The organism is Klebsiella spallanzanii (assembly GCF_902158555.1).
Taxonomy (GTDB): domain Bacteria; phylum Pseudomonadota; class Gammaproteobacteria; order Enterobacterales; family Enterobacteriaceae; genus Klebsiella; species Klebsiella spallanzanii.
The window spans coordinates 447802-469080 of the sequence record NZ_CABGGS010000034.1; the positions used below are offsets into that span (position 1 = coordinate 447802).

Here is a 21279-nt window from a genome sequence, read left to right on the forward strand (position 1 = left end):
GATCATTATTTTCGGTAGGTCGTTGCCGTGCTTTTCATCACCGATGGGAACTATACAAGCCTCGGTTAGCGTGCTATTTGTGATCGGGACAACAAAAATAACATCACATCAGGCAAGGAAAAAATGATACCGACACTCAGGCGCTCAACCGCAGCGCTGCTGGCTTCGTCGTTGCTGTTAACTATTGGTCGTGGCGCAACGTTACCTTTTATGACTATCTACCTCACCCGCCAGTACCAACTGGAGGTAGATAAAATCGGCTATGCGCTGTCAACTGCGCTGATCGTCGGCGTACTGTTCAGCATGGGTTTTGGCATTTTCGCCGATAAGTTCGACAAAAAGCGTTACATGACCATCGCGGTACTGGCGTTTATTGGCGGTTTTGTTGCTATTCCGCTGGTCAATAGCGTTGCGCTGGTCGTGTTTTTCTTCGCGCTGATTAACTGCGCCTACTCGGTATTCTCTACCGTGCTGAAAGCCTGGTTCGCCGACGTGCTGTCGCCGGAAAAGAAGGCGCAGATTTTTTCGCTCAACTATACCTTTCTCAACATTGGCTGGACCGTCGGCCCCCCCATCGGCACCCTGTTAGTGATGCACAGCATTAATCTGCCGTTCTGGCTGGCGGCGGGCTGCGCCGCGCTGCCGCTGGTGTTTATTCAGCTATTTGTGCAACGTACAGCGGCCGCCATTGCTCAGGATAATGCCATCCAGTGGTCACCTTCGGTGCTGTTGCGCGATCGGGCGCTGCTGTGGTTTACCCTTTCCGGCCTGTTAGCTTCTTTCGTTGGCGGCTCTTTCGCTTCCTGTATTTCCCAGTACGTGCTGGTGGTTGCCGATAGCGATTTTGCTGAGAAAGTCGTCGCCGTGGTGCTGCCGGTCAACGCCGCCGTGGTAGTGGCGCTACAGTACGCGGTTGGGCGTCGCCTGACCGCCCGCAATATTCGTCCGCTAATGACGTTTGGTACGGTGTGCTTTGTGCTCGGGCTTGGCGGCTTTGTGATTTCTGGTAATAGCCTGCTGCTGTGGGGCGTTTCAGCTGCGGTATTTACGCTCGGAGAGGTTATCTACGCACCTGGTGAATATATGCTAATTGATAACATTGCTCCGCCGGGTATGAAAGCCAGCTACTTTTCCGCCCAATCGTTGGGCTGGTTAGGGGCGGCATTTAACCCGATGCTGACCGGCACTATATTGACCCATCTGCCGCACTGGTCGCTGTTTGTGATATTGATGCTGGCTATTATTGCTGCATGGTTAATGATTTTCCGCGGTATGAACGTGCGCCCGTGGAACGGTAGCGCGACCGTCAGCGCCTGAACCCAGGCAACGCGCGGCTGTCAGGTTGCTGTCGTGTCTCTGTCGGGTTCCGATCGTGGTGCCCGATGGTTCGCTCGATAACACTCCATCTCAGGTTTTCACCCGGAGATAGAAAGATGAACAGTAGCAATCAGGTTAAACAATTACGTTTGCAGCGTGCCTGGTCACAGGAGCAGCTCGCCGAACTGGCCGGACTTAGCGTGCGGACCATTCAGCGTATTGAGAACGGCGATCGTCCAGGACTGGAAACGCTGAGCGCTCTCGCGGCGGTATTTGAAGTGAACGTCGCCGAGATTAGCGGCGATTCGCCGGAGGGCCATGAAGAGTCGCTGGACTTACGCATTGAGGAAGCCAAAGAACGCGTTGAACAGGAGAGCGGCTTTTACCGTTCGTTGACGGTGGCGGTAGTGGTGTGCGCCCTGTTGGCGGTGCTGAACTGGCTAACCGGTCCGGAGAGCTACTGGTCTGCGTGGGTGGCGATTATCTGGGGGGCGCTACTGGCGGTAAAAGGACTGCGTCTGTTTGTCCTGGGCGAATGGCTCAAAAACTGGCGTCAGGCGCGGTTGCAGCGGCTGTTGCGCAAGTAGCCCTTTGGACGACGCTGCGCGCTTCTCCCGGGGGCGGCGCTCGACGCGCCTTGCCCGGGCTACGAGTCCGTGCGGGATGGGGTTTGGTAGCCCGGACAGATGCGCAGCATCGCCTCCGGGAAATGCACCAATCCTCTGCGCGTTTTCCCCGGGGGCGGCGCTTGACGCGCCTTGCCCGGGCTACGAGTCCGTGCGGTTTGATATCCGGGAATGGCTAGATGGTGACCATTCCGCGAACCCCCTCGGCTTCCATATCGCCACCGTTGCCCTGTTGAATGATCGCTCCTCGCGACATCACCAGGTAGCGGTCCGCCAGCCCGGCGGCAAAATCATAGAACTGCTCAACCAGCAGGATCGCCATATCACCGCGATTCGCCAGTTGGCGGATCACCTCGCCAATCTCCTTAATCACCGACGGCTGAATTCCCTCCGTTGGTTCATCAAGGATCAACAGCTGCGGGCGGCTGGCCAGCGCGCGGCCAATCGCCAACTGCTGCTGTTGACCGCCGGATAGGTCACCACCGCGTCGCTGCTTCATGGTTTTCAGTACCGGAAACAGCTGATAGATCTCTTCCGGTACCGTCCGCGCGTCGCAAGCGGGAAAGCGCGATAGCCCCATCAGCAGGTTCTCTTCCACCGTCAGGCGCGGAAAAATCTCGCGCCCTTGCGGAACGTAAGCGATCCCGGACTGCACCCGCTGGTGTGGCTTGCGGTGAGTGATATTCTTCTCCTGCCACAATACTTCGCCGCTGCGCGCCGGAACAAGCCCCATCAAACATTTCAGCAACGTGGTTTTCCCCACCCCGTTACGCCCGAGCAGGCAAGTTATCTCCCCCTGACGGGCAGCAAAATCTACCCCGCGCAGAATATGGCTGCCGCCATAATATTGATGTAACTGATTAACCTGTAGCATCCGCGCTCCTTAGCGTCCGAGATAAACTTCTATCACCTGTTCGTTGGCCTGCACTTCGCGCAGCGACCCTTCCGCCAGCACCTGCCCCTGATGGAGCACCGTCACCCGGTCGGCGATGGTCTCGACAAACCCCATATCGTGTTCGACAACCATCAGCGAATGCTGCCCGGCCAGGGTGCGGAACAGCTCGGCGGTATACTCCGTTTCGGCGTCGGTCATCCCGGCGGCGGGTTCATCCAGCAGCAGCAGGTGCGGCTCCTGGACCAGCAGCATACCGATCTCAAGAAATTGTTTTTGCCCGTGCGACAACAGTCCGGCCGGTCGAGAACGTTCGCCCTCCAGCCGCAGCAGACGCAAGGTTTCGCTAATTCGGTCAGCCTGTTCGCTGTTCAGGCGCGCCCGCAGGCTGGCCCACACCGATTTATCGCCCTTCATCGCCAGCTCGAGGTTTTCCGCGACCGTCAGCGCCTCAAACACCGTCGGTTTCTGGAACTTACGGCCAATGCCCTGACGAGCGATGGCGATAGGATCGAGGGTCATTAAATCTACCGATTGATCGTAAAGCGCCCTGCCGCTCTGCGGGCGGGTTTTGCCGGTGATCACGTCCATTAACGTGGTTTTCCCGGCACCGTTAGGCCCAATCACGCAGCGCAGTTCACCGACGCCAATCTGCAGTGACAGGTTGGTCAGCGCCTGAAAGCCGTCAAAGTTGACGTTAATCTGCTCCAGTTGCAGCACCGGATCGGTCTGCTCACGAAATCGGTCAGTCGGCTGCTGACGAGTAAAAAGCGCTTCATCCGATTGCATCAGCGGTCTCCTTTACGCAGCAGGCCAATCACTCCGCGCGGTAAAAACAGGGTCACGATAATAAAAATCAGCCCAAGAAAGAGCTGCCAGTATTCCGGCATTGCCACGGTAAAATAGCTTTTCGCGCCGTTGACCAGGCCTGCGCCAAGCACCGGGCCGATTAAGGTCCCGCGGCCCCCCAGCGCCACCCAAATCGCCGCTTCAATAGAGTTGGTTGGCGACATTTCGCTGGGGTTGATGATCCCGACCTGCGGCACGTATAGCGCGCCCGCCAGGCCGCACAGCACCGCCGACAGCGTCCACACCAAAAGCTTAAATCCGCGTGGGTCGTAGCCGCAGAACATCAGGCGGTTTTCGGCATCGCGCACCGCCGTCAGTACCCGACCAAATTTGCTTTGTGCCAATACATAGCCAATCCACAGAGTGAGCAACAGCAGCAGCACCGTCGTCATAAACAGCGCCGCCCGGGTGCTGATAGCGGTGACGGGGAAACCGAGCAGCGTGGTAAAGCCGGTAAAACCGTTATTACCGCCAAAACCGGTTTCGTTACGAAAAAACAGCAGCATTCCGGCGTAGGTCAGCGCCTGGGTCATAATCGAAAAATAGACCCCTTTGATTTTTGAGCGGAAGGCAAACCAGCCGAAAACCAGCGCCAGTAGTCCGGGTACCAGCACTACCAGCAGCATCGCCCAGGCAAAATGCTGGGTGCCCCACCAGAACCACGGTAGCTCGCTCCATGACAGAAACGACATAAAAGCCGGTAGCCCATCGCCTGCCGCCTGACGCATCAGATACATGCCCATGGCATAGCCGCCGAGGGCAAAAAAGATCCCATGGCCGAGCGATAGCATTCCGGCGTAGCCCCAGACCAAATCCAGCGCCACGGCAACAATGGCGTAGCAGAGGATCTTCCCGGTGAGCGTCAGAAGCCAGGTGGAAACCGCCAGCGGATGTGTGGCGGGCAGCAGCGCCAGAAACGGCATACTCAGCAGGCCCAGCAATAACAGAACACCGAGCCATCGCAGCGGACGCGGCGCTTTGCGCGCCAGCGTTAAGGTAATGGGTTGGCTCATCAGTCAATAACCCTCCCTTTGAGAGCGAACAGTCCCTGCGGACGTTTCTGAATAAACAGGATAATCATCACCAGAATCAGGATTTTGCCCAGTACCGCGCCCATCTGCGGTTCAAGGATTTTGTTAAAGATCCCCAGGCCAAACGCCGCCGCCACGCTACCGGCCAGCTGTCCGACGCCGCCGAGCACCACCACGAGGAACGAATCGATAATATAGCCCTGACCGAGTTCCGGCCCGACGTTGCCGAGCTGCGACAGCGCCACGCCGCCCAGTCCGGCGATGCCGGAGCCAAGACCAAACGCCAGCATATCCACGCGTCCGGTAGGCACCCCACAGCAGGCCGCCATCGCGCGGTTTTGCGTCACCGCCCGCACATTCATCCCCAGCCGGGTTTTATTCAGCGTCAGCCAGGTGAAGAGCAGCACCAGCAGCACAAAAGCCAGTACCGCCAGCCGGTTCCACGGCAGGATAAGATTCGGTAGCACCTGCACGCCGCCGGAGAGCCACGCCGGGTTGGCCACTTCGACGTTCTGCGCGCCAAATAGCATCCGCACCAGTTGGATCAGCATCAGGCTGATACCCCAGGTCGCCAGCAGCGTCTCCAGAGGACGCCCGTAGAGATGGCGAATAACGGTACGCTCCAGCGCCATACCAATAACGCTGGTTACCAGGAACGCCACCGGCAACGCAATCAACGGATAAAAAGCCAGCCACTGCGGAGCCAACTGCGCCAGCGCCTGTTGAACCAGCCAGCAGCTATAAGCGCCAATCATCAGCATCTCCCCGTGGGCCATATTGATGACCCCCAGCAGACCATAGGTGATCGCCAGGCCGAGTGCGGCAAGCAGTAAAACAGAACCCAGCGACAGCCCCATAAACGCCTGACCGAGAATATCCCCCAGCAGCAGGCGATGCTGGATTTTGCTCAGACTCTCCTGCGCCGCAGCGCGAATCGCCGGGTTGGCTTCATGTTGGACATCAGTAAATGGCGTCAGCAGCGCCTGGGTTTCCGGATCGCCAGAATGACCGAGCAGTTCGATAGCCGCCAGCCGCTGCGCGGACTGGGGGCTGGCAAGCTGCAGGCGAGCAAGCGCAATTTCCAGCTGTGATTTCACCGTGCTATCGGTTTCCACCGTCAGGCGCTGTTCTAAAATACCCACCATCTCTGGCGTCGCTTCGCGCTGAAGCGTTTTCGCCGCGGCGGCCCTTTCAGTGACGTTGTCACTTACCAGCAAATGAGTAGCCAGCGCACCTGCCACCAGATTACGCAGACGGTTGGTCAGGCGTATCGGTTTTGTAGCACCGTCAGGCGCTGAAGCCGCGCCTAGCGCAAGCAGGTTTTCACCCTGCTTGCTGAAAGCATGACCGTGACTATCAGATTGTAATGTTTCACTTTTCAGCGCCCGCAGCAGCGGCAAACGTGGCGCTTGCGGCGCGGCGGCCCACTGTTCAAGCAGTTGAGCCTGCTGGCCGCGGTTGGCGGCGACGAAATCATCGGCGTCCGCTGCCTGCGCCCGCCACGGTATCAGTACCATCAGCAGCGCAAAATAACTCATGAGGCGCAATGCGTTCATGGTTGTTCTCCTTACCTCGGGAGCCGGGCGGTGCCCGAACATCAGAATTAATGACCCCGGCTCAGCGTCGGGGTTTAATACTTAGTTGCTGGCGCTTTTTACCGGGTGATCCGGTTTCTTGTCGTTACCGGCAATCCACGGGCTCCACGGCTGAGCGCGAACCGGCTCTTCGGTCTGCCAGACCACGTTAAACTGACCGTTGCTTTCGATTTCGCCAATCATCACCGGCTTGTGCAGATGGTGATTGGTCGCATCCATCGTCAAAGTAAAACCTGACGGTGCTTTGAAGGTCTGACCGGCCATCGCCTCGCGAACCTTGTCCACGTCGGTGGTGCCCGCTTTGGTCACCGCCTGCGCCCACATATGCAGACCAACCCAGGTTGCTTCCATCGGGTCGTTGGTTACCACGGTATCAGCGTTGGGCAGTTTATGGGCTTTGGCATACGCGCGATAATCGGCAACGAACTGTTGGTTGGTTGGGTTATCTACGGATTCGAAGTAGTTCCACGCCGCGAGGTTGCCCACCAGCGGTTTAGTGTCAATACCGCGCAGCTCTTCCTCGCCGACGGAGAACGCCACCACCGGCACATCGGTTGCTTTCAGCCCCTGGTTAGCCAGCTCTTTATAGAACGGGACGTTGGAGTCGCCGTTGATAGTGGAAACCACCGCCGTTTTTCCGCCAGCGGAGAACTTCTTAATGTTGGCGACAATAGTCTGGTAATCGCTATAGCCGAACGGGGTGTAGACCTCTTCGATATCTTTATCCTGAATACCTTTGGCGTGCAGGAAGGCGCGGAGAATTTTGTTGGTGGTGCGCGGGTAGACGTAGTCGGTGCCCAGCAGGAAGAAGCGTTTCGCCCCGCCGCCGTCTTCACTCAGCAGATATTCCACCGCCGGGATCGCTTGTTGGTTTGGCGCAGCGCCAGTGTAGAAGACGTTTGGCGACATCTCTTCGCCTTCATACTGCACCGGGTAGAACAGCAGGCCGTTCAGCTCTTCGAACACCGGCAGAACCGATTTACGCGATACCGAGGTCCAGCAGCCGAATACCGCCGCCACCTTATCCTGGGTCAGCAGCTGACGCGCTTTTTCAGCAAACAGCGGCCAGTTTGACGCCGGATCCACGACCACCGGCTCCAGCTTTTTCCCCAGCACACCGCCTTTGGCGTTGATGTCGTCGATAGCCATCAGAGCGACATCTTTTAGAGGAGTTTCGGAAATCGCCATCGTCCCGGAGAGCGAATGCATAATCCCGACTTTAATGGTGTCTGCGGCATAAACCTGAAAGGAGAAGCCCATGCTGATAACAGAGGCGGAGAGAGCAAAAGCTTTTAATAATGTTCGACGCTGCATGTGTATCACTCCTGAATAGCGCAAAAACAAAAAATGAATTAACGACTAACCGGGAGTAATTAGGCAAAAACGGTGCCAGGTTGTTCAGTGGCCTTAAAGCGCGGCGGGAGACGTAAGGAGTGAAAAATAGCGCGCAGCATTGCCTCAAAATAGTGCAACGCTGCGCGATGAAGTGATTACCAGACCTGGGCGGCGATACCGGTGACCAGACGGACTTTGTCCCACTGCTGAGCCTCAGTCAGGGAATTCCCCTCTTCAGTGGAGGCGAAGCCGCACTGCGGGCTAAGGCAAATCTGCTCCAGTGGGACGTACTGCGCCGCTTCCTGCAGGCGCGCTTTCACGCCCTCCGGGTTTTCAAGTTCACCGTTTTTGGTGGTGATTAGCCCCAGCACGACCTGCTGATGACCGGGACGAATAAAGCGCAGCGGCGCGAAGTCGCCGGAACGGTCATTGTCGTATTCAAGGAAAAAGGCATCAATATTCACACCGCCGAACAGCACTTCGGCTACCGGCTCATAGCCGCCCTCAGAAATCCAGGTCGAGCGGAAGTTTCCGCGACAGACATGCAGGCCAACGGTCAGATCCTCCGGTTTACCCTCCAGGGCTTTATTCAGGACACGAGCGTAGGTGCGCGCCAGTTCGTCCGGGTCTTCGCCGCGATCGCGAACCTGTTGACGCTGTTCATCGGAGCACAGATAGGCCCAGACGGTATCATCAAGCTGCAAATAGCGGCAGCCCGCATCGTAGAAGGCGCGGATCGCATCGCGCCAGGTGGTCGCCAGGTCATCAAAATAGTCGGCAAGGTCCGGGTAGACGGTGGCGTCGATATCTTTCCGCCCGCCGCGGAAATGCAGCACGCTCGGGCTGGGAATGGTCATTTTCGGCTGCGCGCTGCCGCTGATGCTTTTCAGGTAACGGAAATCTTCCAGCATCGGATGATCGCCAAAAGCCAGTTTTCCTGTGACGCGAATACCGTGCGCTTTAGTCTGTACCCCATTGAACTGAATACCTTTTTCAGAATCATAGCGTTCAACCCCCTGTAAACCGTCGAAGAAATCAAAGTGCCACCACGCGCGACGGAACTCACCGTCGGTCACCACATGCAGTCCGCACTCGCACTGCTGCCGTACCAGATGACGGATGGCCTCATTTTCAACCTGACGCAGTTGCTGTGCGTCGATAACGCCAGCGGTCAGCTGCTGACGGGCCTGTTTAATGGCGTCCGGGCGTAAAAAGCTGCCGACGATATCTGCGCGGAACGGGGCCTGATGACGTTGCATGGTGTCTCCTTAGCAGTGGGCAAGGTTAGTTGCCCACCGTGATAGTTTATTATTTGAATATTTAGACTTCTGGATGGCTATATGTCCAGATACTGTCATGCAGACCGTTCAGCCGCAAACGAGAATAATTCATGTCACATGAAATAAATTCATTTTGCGAACGGCAATCCTTCATCTTCCCAGCCGGTCAGGCCGCCGAGCATCATTTTGACCGGACGCCCCAGCAGAGCCAGCTTCATCGCCGCGGCATCTGCCCCGTTGCAGTGCGGACCGGCACAGTAGACAACAAACAGCGTCTCCTCAGGCCATTGTGCCATTCTCTCTTCATCTATCTGCCGGTGCGGTAAATGCAGCGCGCCGGGAAGGTGACGACGGGCAAATGTTTCCTCGCTGCCGACAACGTGCAAAAGAACAAAGTCGGGACTGCCGTCGCGTATCGCGCTGTACACATCGGCACAGTCGGTTTCAAGACTGAGTTTATGACGAAACCAGGCAGCGGCATCTGTAGAACTGGCAGGGGCAATCGCGGTTACAACACTCATGGCATCTTCTCCTTGTCTGTGATACCACTACTTTAATTAACCGCCTGCACGACATCTGCTGATAACCATGACTGAAAACGCTGAAATCATGACAATCCCATCCGTGACATTGTCACAACATTGGGTTGTCGCCCTGGCCTACGACGGGCTATGTACTTTTGAATTTGGTGTCACAGTAGAGATCTTCGGCCTGTCTCGCCCGGAGATGGGCGAACGCTGGTATCGCTTTGCCGTAGCCGCCGTCGATGAAGGTGAACTGCGGGCAACCGGCGGAATCCGTCTGATAACCGATGGCGGCATGGAGTTGTTAAATGAAGCAGATACCATCGTGGTGCCCGGCTGGCGCGGTATCGACGCCCCCGTTCCGCCTGCGCTATGCGAAGCACTGGTCACGGCACATAAACGAGGCTGTCGGATCATTTCTATTTGCTCCGGAGTCTTTGTTCTGGCCGCCGCCGGGTTGCTTAACGGACGCCAGGCCACAACCCACTGGCGCTATACCGAGCAGCTCCGCGCACGATTTCCGCAGGTTGAGGTGATCGACGATGTGCTGTACGTCGGCGCAGAGGGTGTGATGACGTCCGCAGGAAGCGCTGCGGGCATCGATCTGTGTTTACATCTGGTACGGGAAGATTTTGGTGTCGAGGCGGCGAATACCGTCGCGCGGCGTTTAGTGGTTTCCCCTCATCGCGACGGCGCTCAGGCCCAGCAGATTGTGCGCCCGGTAGCCAAAGCGCGAGAGAGCCAGCGGCTGGGGCAACTATTCGATTTTCTGCATCAGAATCTCGCCGCTAGCCATACCGTTGCCTCGCTGGCGGAAAAAGCCGGTATGGGGCCGCGCACGTTTTTGCGCCGTTTTGAAGATGCCACCGGCAAAACCCCTGCCCGCTGGCTGCTTGATGAGCGCCTGCTGCGCGCTACGCAGCACTTAATCCATAGCCGACTGAGCGTTGAGCAGATTGCCGAGCTTTGCGGCTTTTCTAATGCCAGTACCCTGCGCCACCACTTCCGCCAGCAGTTTGGTCTTAGTCCGCTGCAGTATCGCAAACAAACGCTGGCAGGTGGAAAGATGGAGTAATCCACAGCAGAAATAGTCCCCCCCTGTAGCTTGTTAAGAATTTGTTTAGACTGAACGAGTTATAATCAACTCAACAACCGTAAATTTGTTCAATGAGGACAACGTAACGCATAGCAAAACTAATGGAGGTTAATCATGCTGGGAAACATGCATGTATTTATGGCAGTTCTGGGAACCATTCTGTTCTTTGGATTTCTTGCCGCGTATCTAAGCCACAAATGGGACGATTGATGAACGACGATAATCCCCATCCGCAAACGCCCCCTGCTGCTGCTGCACCAGGGGGCGTTTTTGTTTTGACCTACTGATTAAACCTCACAAGACTCCTGAAACCTTCATTTGTAAATGATGTTTCAGCAGGCCCGATCAGGTCCAGTCAAGGTTTCCATCTCTCTTCACCCAGACAATACCAGTCGGACAAGCCCTGAGACATATATCATTCATTTTTAATATCTTCCCTCAACTACAGCTCAGGGAAACATTAGTTATTAAATAAATCATGCCAATTAGAACCTTTGCCACTCCTCGGCTCATAATATTTACCCACATCTATTGATATCCATTGCCCGTTATCTTCTATACTCATTTCTCTTACCAGAATACCTTGTTTACCAGTCACATGGTCCTTTTCCAATAAACCTACCAACTTTACATGATGGAATAAGCGAGAGTTCCCCCCCCCATACAAACTGACATTAGCCTCCAGATTATCAGATAGATTTTTATTTTTCACCGCCAATGATGGGGCTTTAGTATAATCCTCACCATAATCTAATCCAATAACATAAAGACCACCATCATCCAGATAAACAATGTAACCCTCAAATATTATTTCTTGCTCATCAAATGGAGAGCAAATTAACTCATCTATATTTTTCATTTCAATGTCACCCCATTAAAATTCATCGCTTTTTCAAGAATGTCTGCACGTATGCCAGTCGCGCCATTAAAAGGATCCCTGATCATATAATATCCTATGTTATCAATTTTCTTATAGGAGTCAACGATGATAAAATGCCCACCACTCCCAGTTTCCACATTGATAATTGATGGTTTTCCTTGCATGCTTAATTCCCTTAAAGTACTGGGGAGCAAAGTCTTTGTAGGATAATTAACGATTCCATTCTTAGATAACACATTACTTATCTCATAAATATTAACACCTGTATCCCTGATATCATCAAACTGCTTCACCACTGAGTCTAAGTTAACTATCCCACCCTGATTGTCGCTTATAATCATAGCACATGTTGTAGGCCCGCAAAGATTGCCTCCTCCTGAAGCATGAGATGTCTGGTTGATATAGCTACCCTCAGGAGTATAGTTAACTTTTATTTTTGAACCAATACTTTCACCGGCCCCATCTATAATATGAGTCCCATTTTTATAGGCATTAATTAAATAATCTTCTGTTTTTTTCGGTAACACAGAACCTACGGCAACCTCTTTTTTAATAAGGTCAGCAACAGGTTGAATATTAAACGCACTGTTTTTTAAAGTGTTATCAGCACTTTTGATTGTCTCCCAGGCAAGTTTTTTCGTCGTCTCCGACGATTTACCCACGAACAATGTACTACCTGCTGCAATAGGTCCGACGCCAATAATTGCCTCAGGGGCAATGATGTCAGCAGCATAAATACCAGCCTGATTTAAACATAAAGCGGGGTTTGACTTACACCCTGCCACAATCAGACGAGCAGCTAAAACTATTTCTGGAGCTGCACCTAAGATTGTTAATCCTCCAGCAGTTACAGCGAGACCTCCACCAGCAGTAATAGCAACCATAGCGGCAGCCTCTCTCCGAGCCTGAACGCGCTTCGCTGCAGCCGTATCGCCTTTACTTGCCGCCAGAATATCCCGCTGATTATCCAGCGCATACTGCTGCAGCATATGTTCTGTCATGTTGTAGCGGTACACGTTCTGAGCACTATCCGCACCGCTATATGTACCTTCTGGTGTGTGCGTAATCAGCGCACCAGTCAACGCGCCAATCACGCGAGCCGTCTGCTCTTTTGCCTCGTTACCATTTAAGGCTTCCTGCAACCGCAGTAACTGACGTTCCCGTTCATTCTGATTAGCTGGCTCAAACAAAGAACTTTGCATGATAACCCCGGCCAGCTCCGCAGCCAGTGCTCCGGCAGCGGCCCCTTTTCCATCACCACGACCAATTTCTGCGCTGATACCCGCGACCACCGCATGGCTCAGGGCTCTTCCTGGCAGGTCAAGAATTTCTCCGTTGTCGCCAATCAATCCCGCCCCTTCGGCATTAATCTGGTTGCCAATATTCGCCAGCAGGGCATTAGTCAGGTTGTCCTTAAAACTGCCGCCATTGATGGCGGTGTTCAGACTGGAGCTGATAACCGACTGCCCGGCCACGCGCTGGACAATTTTTCCCCATCCTTCGTTTTTAACCAAAGCCGGCAATCTTGCTTTATCGGGCGGAACATCAATATTCATGACTTTATCAAAGCCCGCCAGAGCGCCGCCAATAACCATAGAGGTTGCCAGTGATTTGACCGAACTACTGCTACCAAGTGCCGACAGTGTTTTTGACAGATTTCCCTGATTTTCCACCAGAGCCACTGCGGCCTGAGCGGCAAGAGAGGACATCCCGGCAGTAACCGCCCCGGTCGTCACTACGCCGCCGCCGACGGTGGAAGTCACTGAGGTTGCGACAGTCGCTGCCAGCGAACTGCCTGCCGTAACCGCTGCTGCTGCAATAGCGATTACCGCTGCCACCGCTGGATTCAGGCTCTGGTTTTTATAATTCCAGCTGTCGTAAGCATCCTTAACCGTATTCCACTGAACATCGCTGCGTGTGTTCAGCCCCTTCAGCCATTCTGTGCCAGGTAATGCGCTCAGAGCCGCAACTGCGCCCTGCAATGCCTGCCCATTTTTCGCTTTAACATCGGCGCTAACACCGCTGGCAGCATTGACTGTCAGTTTTCCACCTGCGTGAACAGACGGAAGCACCCATTTGCCTTCGCTGTAGCCCTTATTTGCCTGCTTGATATAGAAGCCTTTCGAGGTACTGACAGTCTGCTCGAAAGTCGTGTTTTTCACTGCCAGGAAATTGACTTTTCCGTTGGTACTGGTCAGCGTGGCGTTCTTTTTCGCCTCGATCTTACTGGCTTCATAGGTACTATCATCGCGACTCAGCAGGCTGAGATTGCCTCCCGCAATAAACTCCGTCACCCGGTTGGTGGTGGTATGTTTCGTTTGTTTGACGGTGGTTTTTTTACCCCACCACTTTCTCTTCGTGGTTTGACGTTGGTAATGACTGGACTCTTCCATCGCCTGGGCATAGAGCCAGCCGCCTTTTGCTGCAACATCCATCGCCCCCTTTGCCAGCAAACGGGATGCCTGGAAAAGGATGCTGCCACCAGAGATGACCGTCAGTGCACCACCAGCATTCAGCGTGACCCCCGTCTGGCTGACGGTTTCAGTCCAGGCATTCCCAGACTCGCGATATACCGTTCCCCGCGCGGACTGAAATTGCATATTCCCGCCGGATGTCAGCGTGATGTTACCGCCTGATGTCAGCGTACTGCCGTTAGCCTGGATACCGCCATTTGCCGCCAGAGTCAGGCTCTTTGCACCGTGTAAACGGGTCAGTACGTTGAGCTCATCCCTGTTATTGTCATTACCGCTGTCCGTCACCCCATATCCGTATGCGCCCAGCCAGATAAGTTTCCCGGCCTGCAGCGTCGCAGTTTTCCCGGCGACAATATGAGCGCCCTGTAGGCCAATATCTGCTGCTGAGCTGATGAGCAGATTGCCACCAGCTTTCAGATTACTGCGTAACTCAGGTATCCTGCTATCCGGGAAAAACGCCTTATAGCGGCTACTTAGACTACGCATATTGAGGTCGGTGTTTGCGGCCGAGGTGAGACTGATATTCCCTCCGGCTTCAAACCCTGCGCCATATAGAGACAGGCGCTTGCCGCTCAATGTGATATCACCAGAAACGCGCAGCGGCTCTCCGGGTAGCATCCGATTGAACAGTTCCTGTTTACGAGCTTGGGTCAGGACAACACCAGGGCGCTCATGACCGAGCATGGCTTCATTTTTCTCGAGTGTGATATCACCATTCGCAACCAGAGATATATTCTGGCTCAGAACAGGAAAACGCGTGTTCTTAAGCAGAATATTTTTAGCCGCTGTCATCGATAAATCACGTGACGCCTCCAGGCTCCCTAGCCAGCGTAGCCCATTAGAATGGAAATAGTTTGGCCACTCGCTGGTATGAGACGTGACATCTCCGCCGCGACTGACCAGCGTAATGTTCTCTCCCTTCAGCTCACTCTGCCAGGACTCAACATTACCGCCGGCCAGGATGGAAAGATTTTTTCCGGCAGTCATCAATGCCAACGCCATTTTTGTACTGCTGTCTGACTGTAAAGTAATATCTCCGGTCGCTTTCATCACATCGGTAGTAATAATACTTCCAGCTCTCAGCAGGATATTTTTTGCCGTAATAGTATCCGGCCGGGCCATGACTTCCGAATACTGAACGTTCGTGGCGTAAGGTTCTTTACTTTCGATTCGTTCAGAAAAATCAGCGACCAGATTACCACCAGCAGAAAGAGTTGCTGGAGAGATCGTCGGGTTTCTCCAGCTCTTAACCTCACCCGTTTTCTGGAATGTATAAGTTTTATTTTGTTTCCCTGCAATCGTCAGCTGACTCTCCGGAATCGCAGGGGAGACATTATTCGAAGGACGATACGCCGTATTGTAGGAGGACCAGGTATCCATAGTACCCGTGATACCGCTGATATGATTCAGGGTTTTCCCGGTCAGAATAAGATCCCTATTTGCTTTTATAATACTTTCGTTATTATTTAGCAGAGTGGCATTGATATAACCATTTCTGCCAGCCTGAAGTGAAGCTGCTGGCGATGTTGCAGTACGACGATATTCTTTTCTGGCGGTATTGACCAGGTCTGAACTATTAAAATTAGCTGTACCAAACCATTTGCCACCTAACGTTGCATTCCAGTAAATCACATCAGCCAATGTGATATTTCCTGAAGCGTGTCTGATGGCACTGATTGTACGATGTTGTGGAATATTAACGAATGCTGTTGAATTAGGGTTGATATCTTTCCATTCGTAAGTCAGAACATCACGGGTATTGTTCAGCGTTTCTGTACGTATTACCAGGTCGCCGGTATTGGTCTGAATACGCGAAGAACGATTCTCCACAAGAGTGGCTTTATTACCCTTAGCATCTTTCTGTATCCACAAATTTTTGTGGCTATGCAATGCCGCGCCACTACCGGTATTGCTCACCGTAGACGCAAATATCCGCATATCCCCATGGGCAGTGGTACTGCCCCGGTTATCCACGGTTGTGGCCGCCAGCGTCATATCACGTTCAGCGCGCACGCTGATACCGGCGGGCGTGACGATATCCCGCCCGCTGACATTCAGGTCAGTCTGCGCTTTAACGTTGCTGAGGGTGATTTTTCCGGCTGTCGTCAGGGAAATATCCCGCTGGGTAGAGGTAACACTTTTCAGGTTAACGCCAACCCCGGCTTCGGTGGCTACCAAACGGATTTTCCCGGCGTACATTCCGCCCAGTGCCTTAGTATCGACGGCAAGTTGAGGTTTTGCCCCATCGCCAGTAATGGTTTTTATCGTGCCATCTTTAAAGCTGACCCGGTTTGCCCCTTGGGTCAGGGTGAGCGTTTTAGCGTTAATTTTACCGTTCAATTCGGTTGCCCGACTGATGACATCAACATATTCAGTCCGGGATCCATCCAGACCATTGCCTCCAATAATCACCGTGCCTTTTTTAACGTCGAGTGCCTCAAGCGCTCCTTTTTTGTCAAACTGCGGCTTGCCGGTTGTCAGGGTCACTGAAGGAGTGTTGATGAAACCGCATCCGTCGCAGGTAATACCGTTTGGATTAGCAATCATCACGCCGGCTTTATTGCCAAAAACTTCCAGCTTTCCTTTCAGTTCAGAACGATTGCCGCTGGTCACCTCATTAATAATAAGCTCGGCCGGTTTTCCCTTAAGTCTGGAGTTGCCGTTTTCAATGGTTATCCCTAGCTGTGTTTTCCCTCCCTGAGTAGCATTATTTAATACCGCCCCTGGTGTACCAACATTAAAATCCTTAAAAGTATTGTGCGATATTCCTGCTGCGTTGGGCGTGGCGATGTTCACCACCGGGACGTTCCCGGGTTTAATCACCACTTGAGTATTACCATTAGCAGCGTTGATGCCAGCCGCAATAGCGGGATGTAGAGGCTGAACGGCGGTAAGGTATATCAGTAGCCAGCTGGCCCCTCGGGCCAGCGGATGAGCGAGTTTATCCATATCTGAACATCCTGTATTACGGGGCCGTCATGGCCCCTACTGTGTGCTGGCAGTTAAAGTGAAACCGTGGCCTGCCAGTAAACCACGTGTTTATCCGGAGTCATGGAGTTCGGCCAGTACAATGGAATACCTACAGTCAATGACTGAGATAACGATTTCCCCGTTAGCTCCAGCCCAATCGATGCACCGGTCAGCGTGCCACCTTCTGTTATTCCTCTCTGACTCACTACATGACCGATATCCAAAGCCCCCGTCGCTGACAGCCTCCCTCCAGTAATCGGGAGGATCATCAACTCCTCGGTCAGCTCATTTCGCCAATAAACTCCCCGATTGCCGGACAGATACTGCTCTTTAAAACCTCTTACTGAATACAGCCCCCCGACGGACAGTTGTTCACTGGCATAGAGTCTGTCCGGCGTGGTCTGCCCATACGCTGAGGTTAGCCAGTAAAGCGAGGGGGTAATTGGGTAAAACCAGCTTGTACTGGCGCTAAACCGCCGAAACTCACTTCGTGGAAGGTCGGGGTGAGCCGGGTCATCCCGTGTTGCACCAGCGAGAGAGACTCCATGAGAAAGGGATGGGCCGAAGGTCAGATAGCCTCCGCCGATACTCCGGCTGTAGCTCAAGCCGGCGGTCACACTGCTGAGGGTTGGGCTACTGACGTCAAGGCGTATGCCCCCCAGCCGGTTTTCGGTTTGCCTGCGTGACAGGGCCATATCCAGCGCCAGACGTTGTTTACCATCACGCAGTAATGTCCGGCTGGCAGCCAATCGTTGTGACTGCACACTACCGCCATAGCGCCAACGCTGCGGAGACTCACCGACAGAAAGCGTCTGATAAAAATCAGACCACGCATATTGCGCGCTGAACAACCAGTATCCATAAGGAATCGAAACGCCAGCCAGGACGCTGCGACTGCGCCTGTCGTGGTGAAATTCACTATCCCTTCCTGCTGACAATGTCCACTGATCTGCCAGGCTGAGCAAATTATCTACTGTCAGGCGGCTGTTTATCTGCCTACTGCCGGTGCTTTTCTGTCCGCTGTTATCTACACCAACATCCAGACTGACGGGAAAACGCTGACTGACTGGCACCAGCTCTAACCGGGAAAATCCCTCCCGGCTCCCCGGCAGAATATCAACGGTCAGCGATCGCGAAGTCAGTCGGTTCAACTGCTCCAGCCCCTGTTCAATATCGCGAAGATTGAGTATTTTCCCTTTGATCTTCGGAAGAGCCATTTTCAACGCGTTTTCCTGATAGCCATCCAGGGTGACGGATTCCACCTTCCCTTCCGTCACGGCAATGACCAGATTCCCTCCAGAAATATCCTGTTCAGGCAACCAGGCGCTTGAAGTGATGAATCCACGGGAAAGATAATCCTGTGTGACATCCCTCACGCGCTGCTGAATATGCCTAATTGTCATACATCCTTCCGGTGGGATTGCCATCAGTTTTTTCTGTGCAGAGCGCGGGAGAACCGTGACGTTTTCCAGTCGGATATGCCGTAGTTCAAAGCACTGCCCGATCTCTTCAGAAGAGGTTGTTTCCGGTAGTGAAGGGACTGGTGCGGAATCGCGGAGTATATCGCGCTGCTGTTGCGTATGTTCCAGTAATGCCTTTTGTTGCTGCTCAATGGCACTCTGGTCGGCAGGACTTAGAGGGGGGGCACCGAACAGACTTGCGGATATCAAACCGGCAAGCAGAAGCCCATACCTGGCAGCGGGCAAACACGACATCAAAAACTCCGTTTTCTGAAATGTTGTGAAATTTAATGTAATGATTTGTAATTAGATGTCCATTAAATTTTCACAATTGTACGATATTTACGCCAAACTCAATTGCTGCCGCCAACGAACTGCTGGCTAAAATACCAATATGGTTTATGAAATATATTCAGAGGGCTTGGGGAAATGGGATGAAATCGAGTGGATATACTGAAAATATTTCCCCCCGCAGTTGATTACTTGAGGGGGATTGTAGATGGTTTACTTTATTTCCCCTGAAGCTCCCTGCGAATAATCTCCGCCCCGGCGCTTAACGCATTGAGCTTGCCGTTGGCTACCCGACGAGATAACGGGGCCATGCCGCAGTTGGTGGACGGGTACAGCTTATCCGCATCAACAAACTGAAGCGCTTTGCGTAAGGTGCCAGCCACCTCTTCCGGCGTTTCAATCGTATTGGTTGCTACGTCTATCGCCCCCACCATCACTTTTTTACCGCGAATCAGTTCAAGGAGATCCATCGGAACGCGTGAGTTATGGCACTCCAGTGAGATAATATCGATATTGGATGTTTGCAGTTTGGGAAACGCTTCTTCATATTGTCGCCACTCTGACCCCAACGTCTTTTTCCAGTCAGTATTCGCTTTGATGCCATATCCATAGCAGATATGAACCGCCGTTTCGCATTTTAGCCCTTCAATAGCGCGCTCTAACGCAGCAATCCCCCAATCATTGACCTCATCGAAAAACACGTTAAAAGCAGGTTCGTCAAACTGAATGATATCGACGCCAGCAGCCTCTAACTCTTTAGCTTCCTGATTAAGTATTTTCGCAAACTCCCACGCGAGTTTTTCACGGCTTTTGTAATGCGCGTCATAGAGCGTATCAATCATGGTCATCGGCCCCGGCAGCGCCCATTTAATCGGCTGCTTAGTGAGCTGGCGTAAAAATCGCGCATCTTCAACAAAAACGGGTTTTTGACGCTCAACGGCACTCACAACGGTCGGGACGCTGGCATCATAACGATTGCGAATTTTCACCACTTCCCGCTTTTCAAAATCAACACCGCTGAGGTGCTCAATAAACGTCGTGACAAAGTGCTGGCGTGTTTGTTCACCATCGCTAACAATGTCGATGCCTGCGCGCAGCTGATCGAATAAAGCCAGGCTGAGTGCGTCCTTTTTCCCCTCAATAAGTTCTTCATTTTGTAATTTCCAGGGGGACCATAGTTTCTCTGGTTCTGCAAGCCAGGAAGGTTTCGGGAGACTGCCTGCCGTTGAAGTTGGTAATAATTTTTTCATCATAGATAACCTTGTGTATGCGATGTATTAAAGAGCGTACTGAGCGGACCATTGCTCAAGAATATTCTTATACGGTTTAATAAAGTGCTCTTCAGTAAACTTACCCTGTTCAATAGCCAGCTGGCTGCGTTCTTCCCGGTCATAAACTATTTTTGTTAACGAGTGATCCTGATGATTCAAATCAGGCTGATAGTATTGCCCTGCCGCAGAGTTAGCGTTGTAGATCTCTGGTCGGTAGATCTTTTGAAAGGTTTCCATCGTGCTGATGGTACTTATCAGCTCAAGGCTCGTATAATCACTCAGTAAATTACCCGTAAAATAAAAAGCCAACGGCGCAACGCTGTTCTTCGGCATAAAATAGCGAACCTGTAATCCCATCTTGCCAAAATATTGTTCAGTTAAAGCCGAGCCATTTGGCTGGTATTCAATGCCCAATACGGGGTGTTCATTCCCCGTGCGTTGATAGATATCTTTCGTTGACACGCTAAGACAAATCACCGGTGCTTTTTTGAAATTCTCCTGGTATTCCGTTGAGTTGATGAAATGCTTAAATATATTCCCGTGTAAATCACCAAAATCGACTGGAATGCTAAAGCCTGATTGACCCTTATTATGCTCTGGCAACAGTATGCTAAAGTCATAATCCCTTACATATGAAGAGAAATTATTGCCGACAATACCGTCGATACGTTCGTTGGTTTTTTTATCAATAATATTGGTTTTCAAGATCTCAATAACCGGAAAAGCATCACCACTGGCTTCAATCTTCATTTCAACAGAAATGATTTCCAGCTCAACAGAATAGCGGTCGCTTTTCGGGTTATCCCAATGCGCCAGCGTATTGAAACGGTTATCAATCATAGCTAGCGTGTTGCGCAGGTTTTGCTGGCGATTTTCCCCTCTGGCCAGGTTTGCAAAGTTGGTTGTAATACGCGTACTTTCAGAAGGGTTATAATTCTCATCAAAAGAACTGCTTTTGATGGTAAACGTAAAATCTTTATTCATCGCGATTCTGCATCCTGAGTTCTGACGTGAAAACCGAGCTTACTTGTTGATTTACCGGTAACAGCTGGTTGCTCATTCGGCCGTCTTCATGTTGTCAATAAATTGATATGGATCAATTTATGCCAGAGACATGGAGTGAGTGAAAGCGACTTAATTTCATTACAACATGAGCCATCTTCATGATCGAAGGCACGGTTGGGTCCGTCGCTGCTGTCAACGACGCTGAGCGACAAGGTTCACCGAAAGAATCGGCAGGCTTTAAGATACAGGAGATAACCAACCTGCTTTTTACAAGCCCGTACGGCATTTCTTCAGGGCAAAAAGCCAGCAAGAGAGGTTATTTTATTCTGCTATTCACTCTTTCTTTAATACAAGCACTCTGTGCAAAAGCGGAGCAATAACAT

17 protein-coding genes are annotated in these 21279 nt (G+C 52.6%); 5 read left to right on the top strand and 12 right to left on the bottom strand.

Annotated features, from left to right (window positions below; translation table 11 throughout):
- Positions 1–123: 123 nt before the first annotated feature.
- Together ydeE and FN082_RS20135 are read left to right on the top strand one after the other, a co-directional pair.
- Positions 124–1317 carry an efflux MFS transporter YdeE gene (ydeE, locus tag FN082_RS20130; protein WP_139539938.1) on the top strand — a complete coding sequence of 398 codons (1194 nt, stop codon included), beginning with the start codon at positions 124–126 and terminating at the stop codon, positions 1315–1317.
- A 116-nt stretch (positions 1318–1433) separates the two neighbouring features.
- Positions 1434–1904 carry a helix-turn-helix domain-containing protein gene (locus FN082_RS20135; protein WP_139539939.1) on the top strand — a complete coding sequence of 157 codons (471 nt, stop codon included), beginning with the start codon at positions 1434–1436 and terminating at the stop codon, positions 1902–1904.
- Between the two features lie 214 nt (positions 1905–2118).
- Here FN082_RS20135 and urtE read toward each other — a convergent pair whose 3' ends face one another.
- From urtE to FN082_RS20170, 7 genes are all read right to left on the bottom strand, one after another.
- On the bottom strand, positions 2119–2817 hold the full coding sequence (gene urtE / locus FN082_RS20140) for an urea ABC transporter ATP-binding subunit UrtE (protein WP_142982239.1): 699 nt from the start codon (positions 2815–2817) through the stop codon (positions 2119–2121).
- 9 nt (positions 2818–2826) lie between these two features.
- A complete protein-coding gene (gene urtD / locus FN082_RS20145; protein ID WP_139539941.1) occupies positions 2827–3624 on the bottom strand; it encodes an urea ABC transporter ATP-binding protein UrtD in 798 nt (265 codons plus the stop codon).
- Complete coding sequence (gene urtC, locus FN082_RS20150) at positions 3624–4697, bottom strand: urea ABC transporter permease subunit UrtC (RefSeq protein ID WP_142462457.1); 1074 nt, start codon at positions 4695–4697, stop codon at positions 3624–3626. The genes urtD and urtC overlap by 1 nt, the downstream gene beginning before the upstream one ends.
- Complete coding sequence (gene urtB / locus FN082_RS20155; protein WP_142462458.1) at positions 4697–6271, bottom strand: urea ABC transporter permease subunit UrtB; 1575 nt, start codon at positions 6269–6271, stop codon at positions 4697–4699. The genes urtC and urtB overlap by 1 nt, the downstream gene beginning before the upstream one ends.
- Positions 6272–6352: 81 nt before the next feature.
- Entirely contained in the window at positions 6353–7624 is a 1272-nt protein-coding gene (gene urtA / locus FN082_RS20160) for an urea ABC transporter substrate-binding protein (protein ID WP_139539944.1), read from the bottom strand.
- A gap of 176 nt (positions 7625–7800) precedes the next feature.
- Positions 7801–8904, bottom strand: a complete 1104-nt coding sequence (locus FN082_RS20165; RefSeq protein ID WP_142982240.1) for a cobalamin-independent methionine synthase II family protein — start codon at positions 8902–8904, stop codon at positions 7801–7803.
- A gap of 149 nt (positions 8905–9053) precedes the next feature.
- Entirely contained in the window at positions 9054–9446 is a 393-nt protein-coding gene (locus tag FN082_RS20170) for a rhodanese-like domain-containing protein (RefSeq protein ID WP_139539946.1), read from the bottom strand.
- A gap of 67 nt (positions 9447–9513) precedes the next feature.
- Between FN082_RS20170 and ftrA the strand changes: the two genes are divergently transcribed.
- Positions 9514–10524: a transcriptional regulator FtrA gene (gene ftrA / locus FN082_RS20175; RefSeq protein ID WP_142982241.1), complete on the top strand. Its 1011-nt coding sequence runs from the start codon at positions 9514–9516 to the stop codon at positions 10522–10524.
- Positions 10525–10659: 135 nt separating this feature from the next.
- Positions 10660–10755, top strand: a complete 96-nt coding sequence (gene mgtS, locus FN082_RS20180; protein WP_004102377.1) for a protein MgtS — start codon at positions 10660–10662, stop codon at positions 10753–10755.
- A 250-nt stretch (positions 10756–11005) separates the two neighbouring features.
- Here mgtS and FN082_RS20185 read toward each other — a convergent pair whose 3' ends face one another.
- The 5 genes from FN082_RS20185 to FN082_RS20205 form a co-directional block, all read right to left on the bottom strand.
- Positions 11006–11404, bottom strand: coding sequence for a hypothetical protein (locus FN082_RS20185; protein WP_142982242.1), 399 nt, complete (start codon positions 11402–11404; stop codon positions 11006–11008).
- Positions 11401–16848: a DUF637 domain-containing protein gene (locus FN082_RS20190; RefSeq protein WP_235892137.1), complete on the bottom strand. Its 5448-nt coding sequence runs from the start codon at positions 16846–16848 to the stop codon at positions 11401–11403. The genes FN082_RS20185 and FN082_RS20190 overlap by 4 nt, the downstream gene beginning before the upstream one ends.
- 53 nt (positions 16849–16901) lie before the next feature.
- The gene (locus tag FN082_RS20195; RefSeq protein ID WP_142466636.1) at positions 16902–18584 is read right to left on the bottom strand and encodes a ShlB/FhaC/HecB family hemolysin secretion/activation protein; all 1683 of its coding nucleotides are present in this window, start codon (positions 18582–18584) and stop codon (positions 16902–16904) included.
- 254 nt (positions 18585–18838) lie between these two features.
- Positions 18839–19870, bottom strand: coding sequence for a methionine synthase (locus FN082_RS20200; protein WP_139540112.1), 1032 nt, complete (start codon positions 19868–19870; stop codon positions 18839–18841).
- Between the two features lie 27 nt (positions 19871–19897).
- Positions 19898–20875, bottom strand: a complete 978-nt coding sequence (locus FN082_RS20205; RefSeq protein ID WP_139539952.1) for a DUF1852 domain-containing protein — start codon at positions 20873–20875, stop codon at positions 19898–19900.
- A 179-nt stretch (positions 20876–21054) separates the two neighbouring features.
- Between FN082_RS20205 and FN082_RS20210 the strand changes: the two genes are divergently transcribed.
- Positions 21055–21276, top strand: a complete 222-nt coding sequence (locus tag FN082_RS20210) for a hypothetical protein (protein WP_139539953.1) — start codon at positions 21055–21057, stop codon at positions 21274–21276.
- Positions 21277–21279: the final 3 nt, after the last annotated feature.

What these genes read in the sequence shown, in the direction of transcription:
- ydeE (WP_139539938.1), top strand. Translation starts at nt 124, where the DNA reads ATGATACCGACACTCAGGCGCTCAACCGCAGCGCTGCTGGCTTCGTCG.
- FN082_RS20135 (WP_139539939.1), top strand. Translation starts at nt 1,434, where the DNA reads ATGAACAGTAGCAATCAGGTTAAACAATTACGTTTGCAGCGTGCCTGG.
- urtE (WP_142982239.1), bottom strand. Translation starts at nt 2,817, where the DNA reads ATGCTACAGGTTAATCAGTTACATCAATATTATGGCGGCAGCCATATT.
- urtD (WP_139539941.1), bottom strand. Translation starts at nt 3,624, where the DNA reads ATGCAATCGGATGAAGCGCTTTTTACTCGTCAGCAGCCGACTGACCGA.
- urtC (WP_142462457.1), bottom strand. Translation starts at nt 4,697, where the DNA reads ATGAGCCAACCCATTACCTTAACGCTGGCGCGCAAAGCGCCGCGTCCG.
- urtB (WP_142462458.1), bottom strand. Translation starts at nt 6,271, where the DNA reads ATGAACGCATTGCGCCTCATGAGTTATTTTGCGCTGCTGATGGTACTG.
- urtA (WP_139539944.1), bottom strand. Translation starts at nt 7,624, where the DNA reads ATGCAGCGTCGAACATTATTAAAAGCTTTTGCTCTCTCCGCCTCTGTT.
- FN082_RS20165 (WP_142982240.1), bottom strand. Translation starts at nt 8,904, where the DNA reads ATGCAACGTCATCAGGCCCCGTTCCGCGCAGATATCGTCGGCAGCTTT.
- FN082_RS20170 (WP_139539946.1), bottom strand. Translation starts at nt 9,446, where the DNA reads ATGAGTGTTGTAACCGCGATTGCCCCTGCCAGTTCTACAGATGCCGCT.
- ftrA (WP_142982241.1), top strand. Translation starts at nt 9,514, where the DNA reads ATGACTGAAAACGCTGAAATCATGACAATCCCATCCGTGACATTGTCA.
- mgtS (WP_004102377.1), top strand. Translation starts at nt 10,660, where the DNA reads ATGCTGGGAAACATGCATGTATTTATGGCAGTTCTGGGAACCATTCTG.
- FN082_RS20185 (WP_142982242.1), bottom strand. Translation starts at nt 11,404, where the DNA reads ATGAAAAATATAGATGAGTTAATTTGCTCTCCATTTGATGAGCAAGAA.
- FN082_RS20190 (WP_235892137.1), bottom strand. Translation starts at nt 16,848, where the DNA reads ATGGATAAACTCGCTCATCCGCTGGCCCGAGGGGCCAGCTGGCTACTG.
- FN082_RS20195 (WP_142466636.1), bottom strand. Translation starts at nt 18,584, where the DNA reads ATGTCGTGTTTGCCCGCTGCCAGGTATGGGCTTCTGCTTGCCGGTTTG.
- FN082_RS20200 (WP_139540112.1), bottom strand. Translation starts at nt 19,870, where the DNA reads ATGAAAAAATTATTACCAACTTCAACGGCAGGCAGTCTCCCGAAACCT.
- FN082_RS20205 (WP_139539952.1), bottom strand. Translation starts at nt 20,875, where the DNA reads ATGAATAAAGATTTTACGTTTACCATCAAAAGCAGTTCTTTTGATGAG.
- FN082_RS20210 (WP_139539953.1), top strand. Translation starts at nt 21,055, where the DNA reads ATGATCGAAGGCACGGTTGGGTCCGTCGCTGCTGTCAACGACGCTGAG.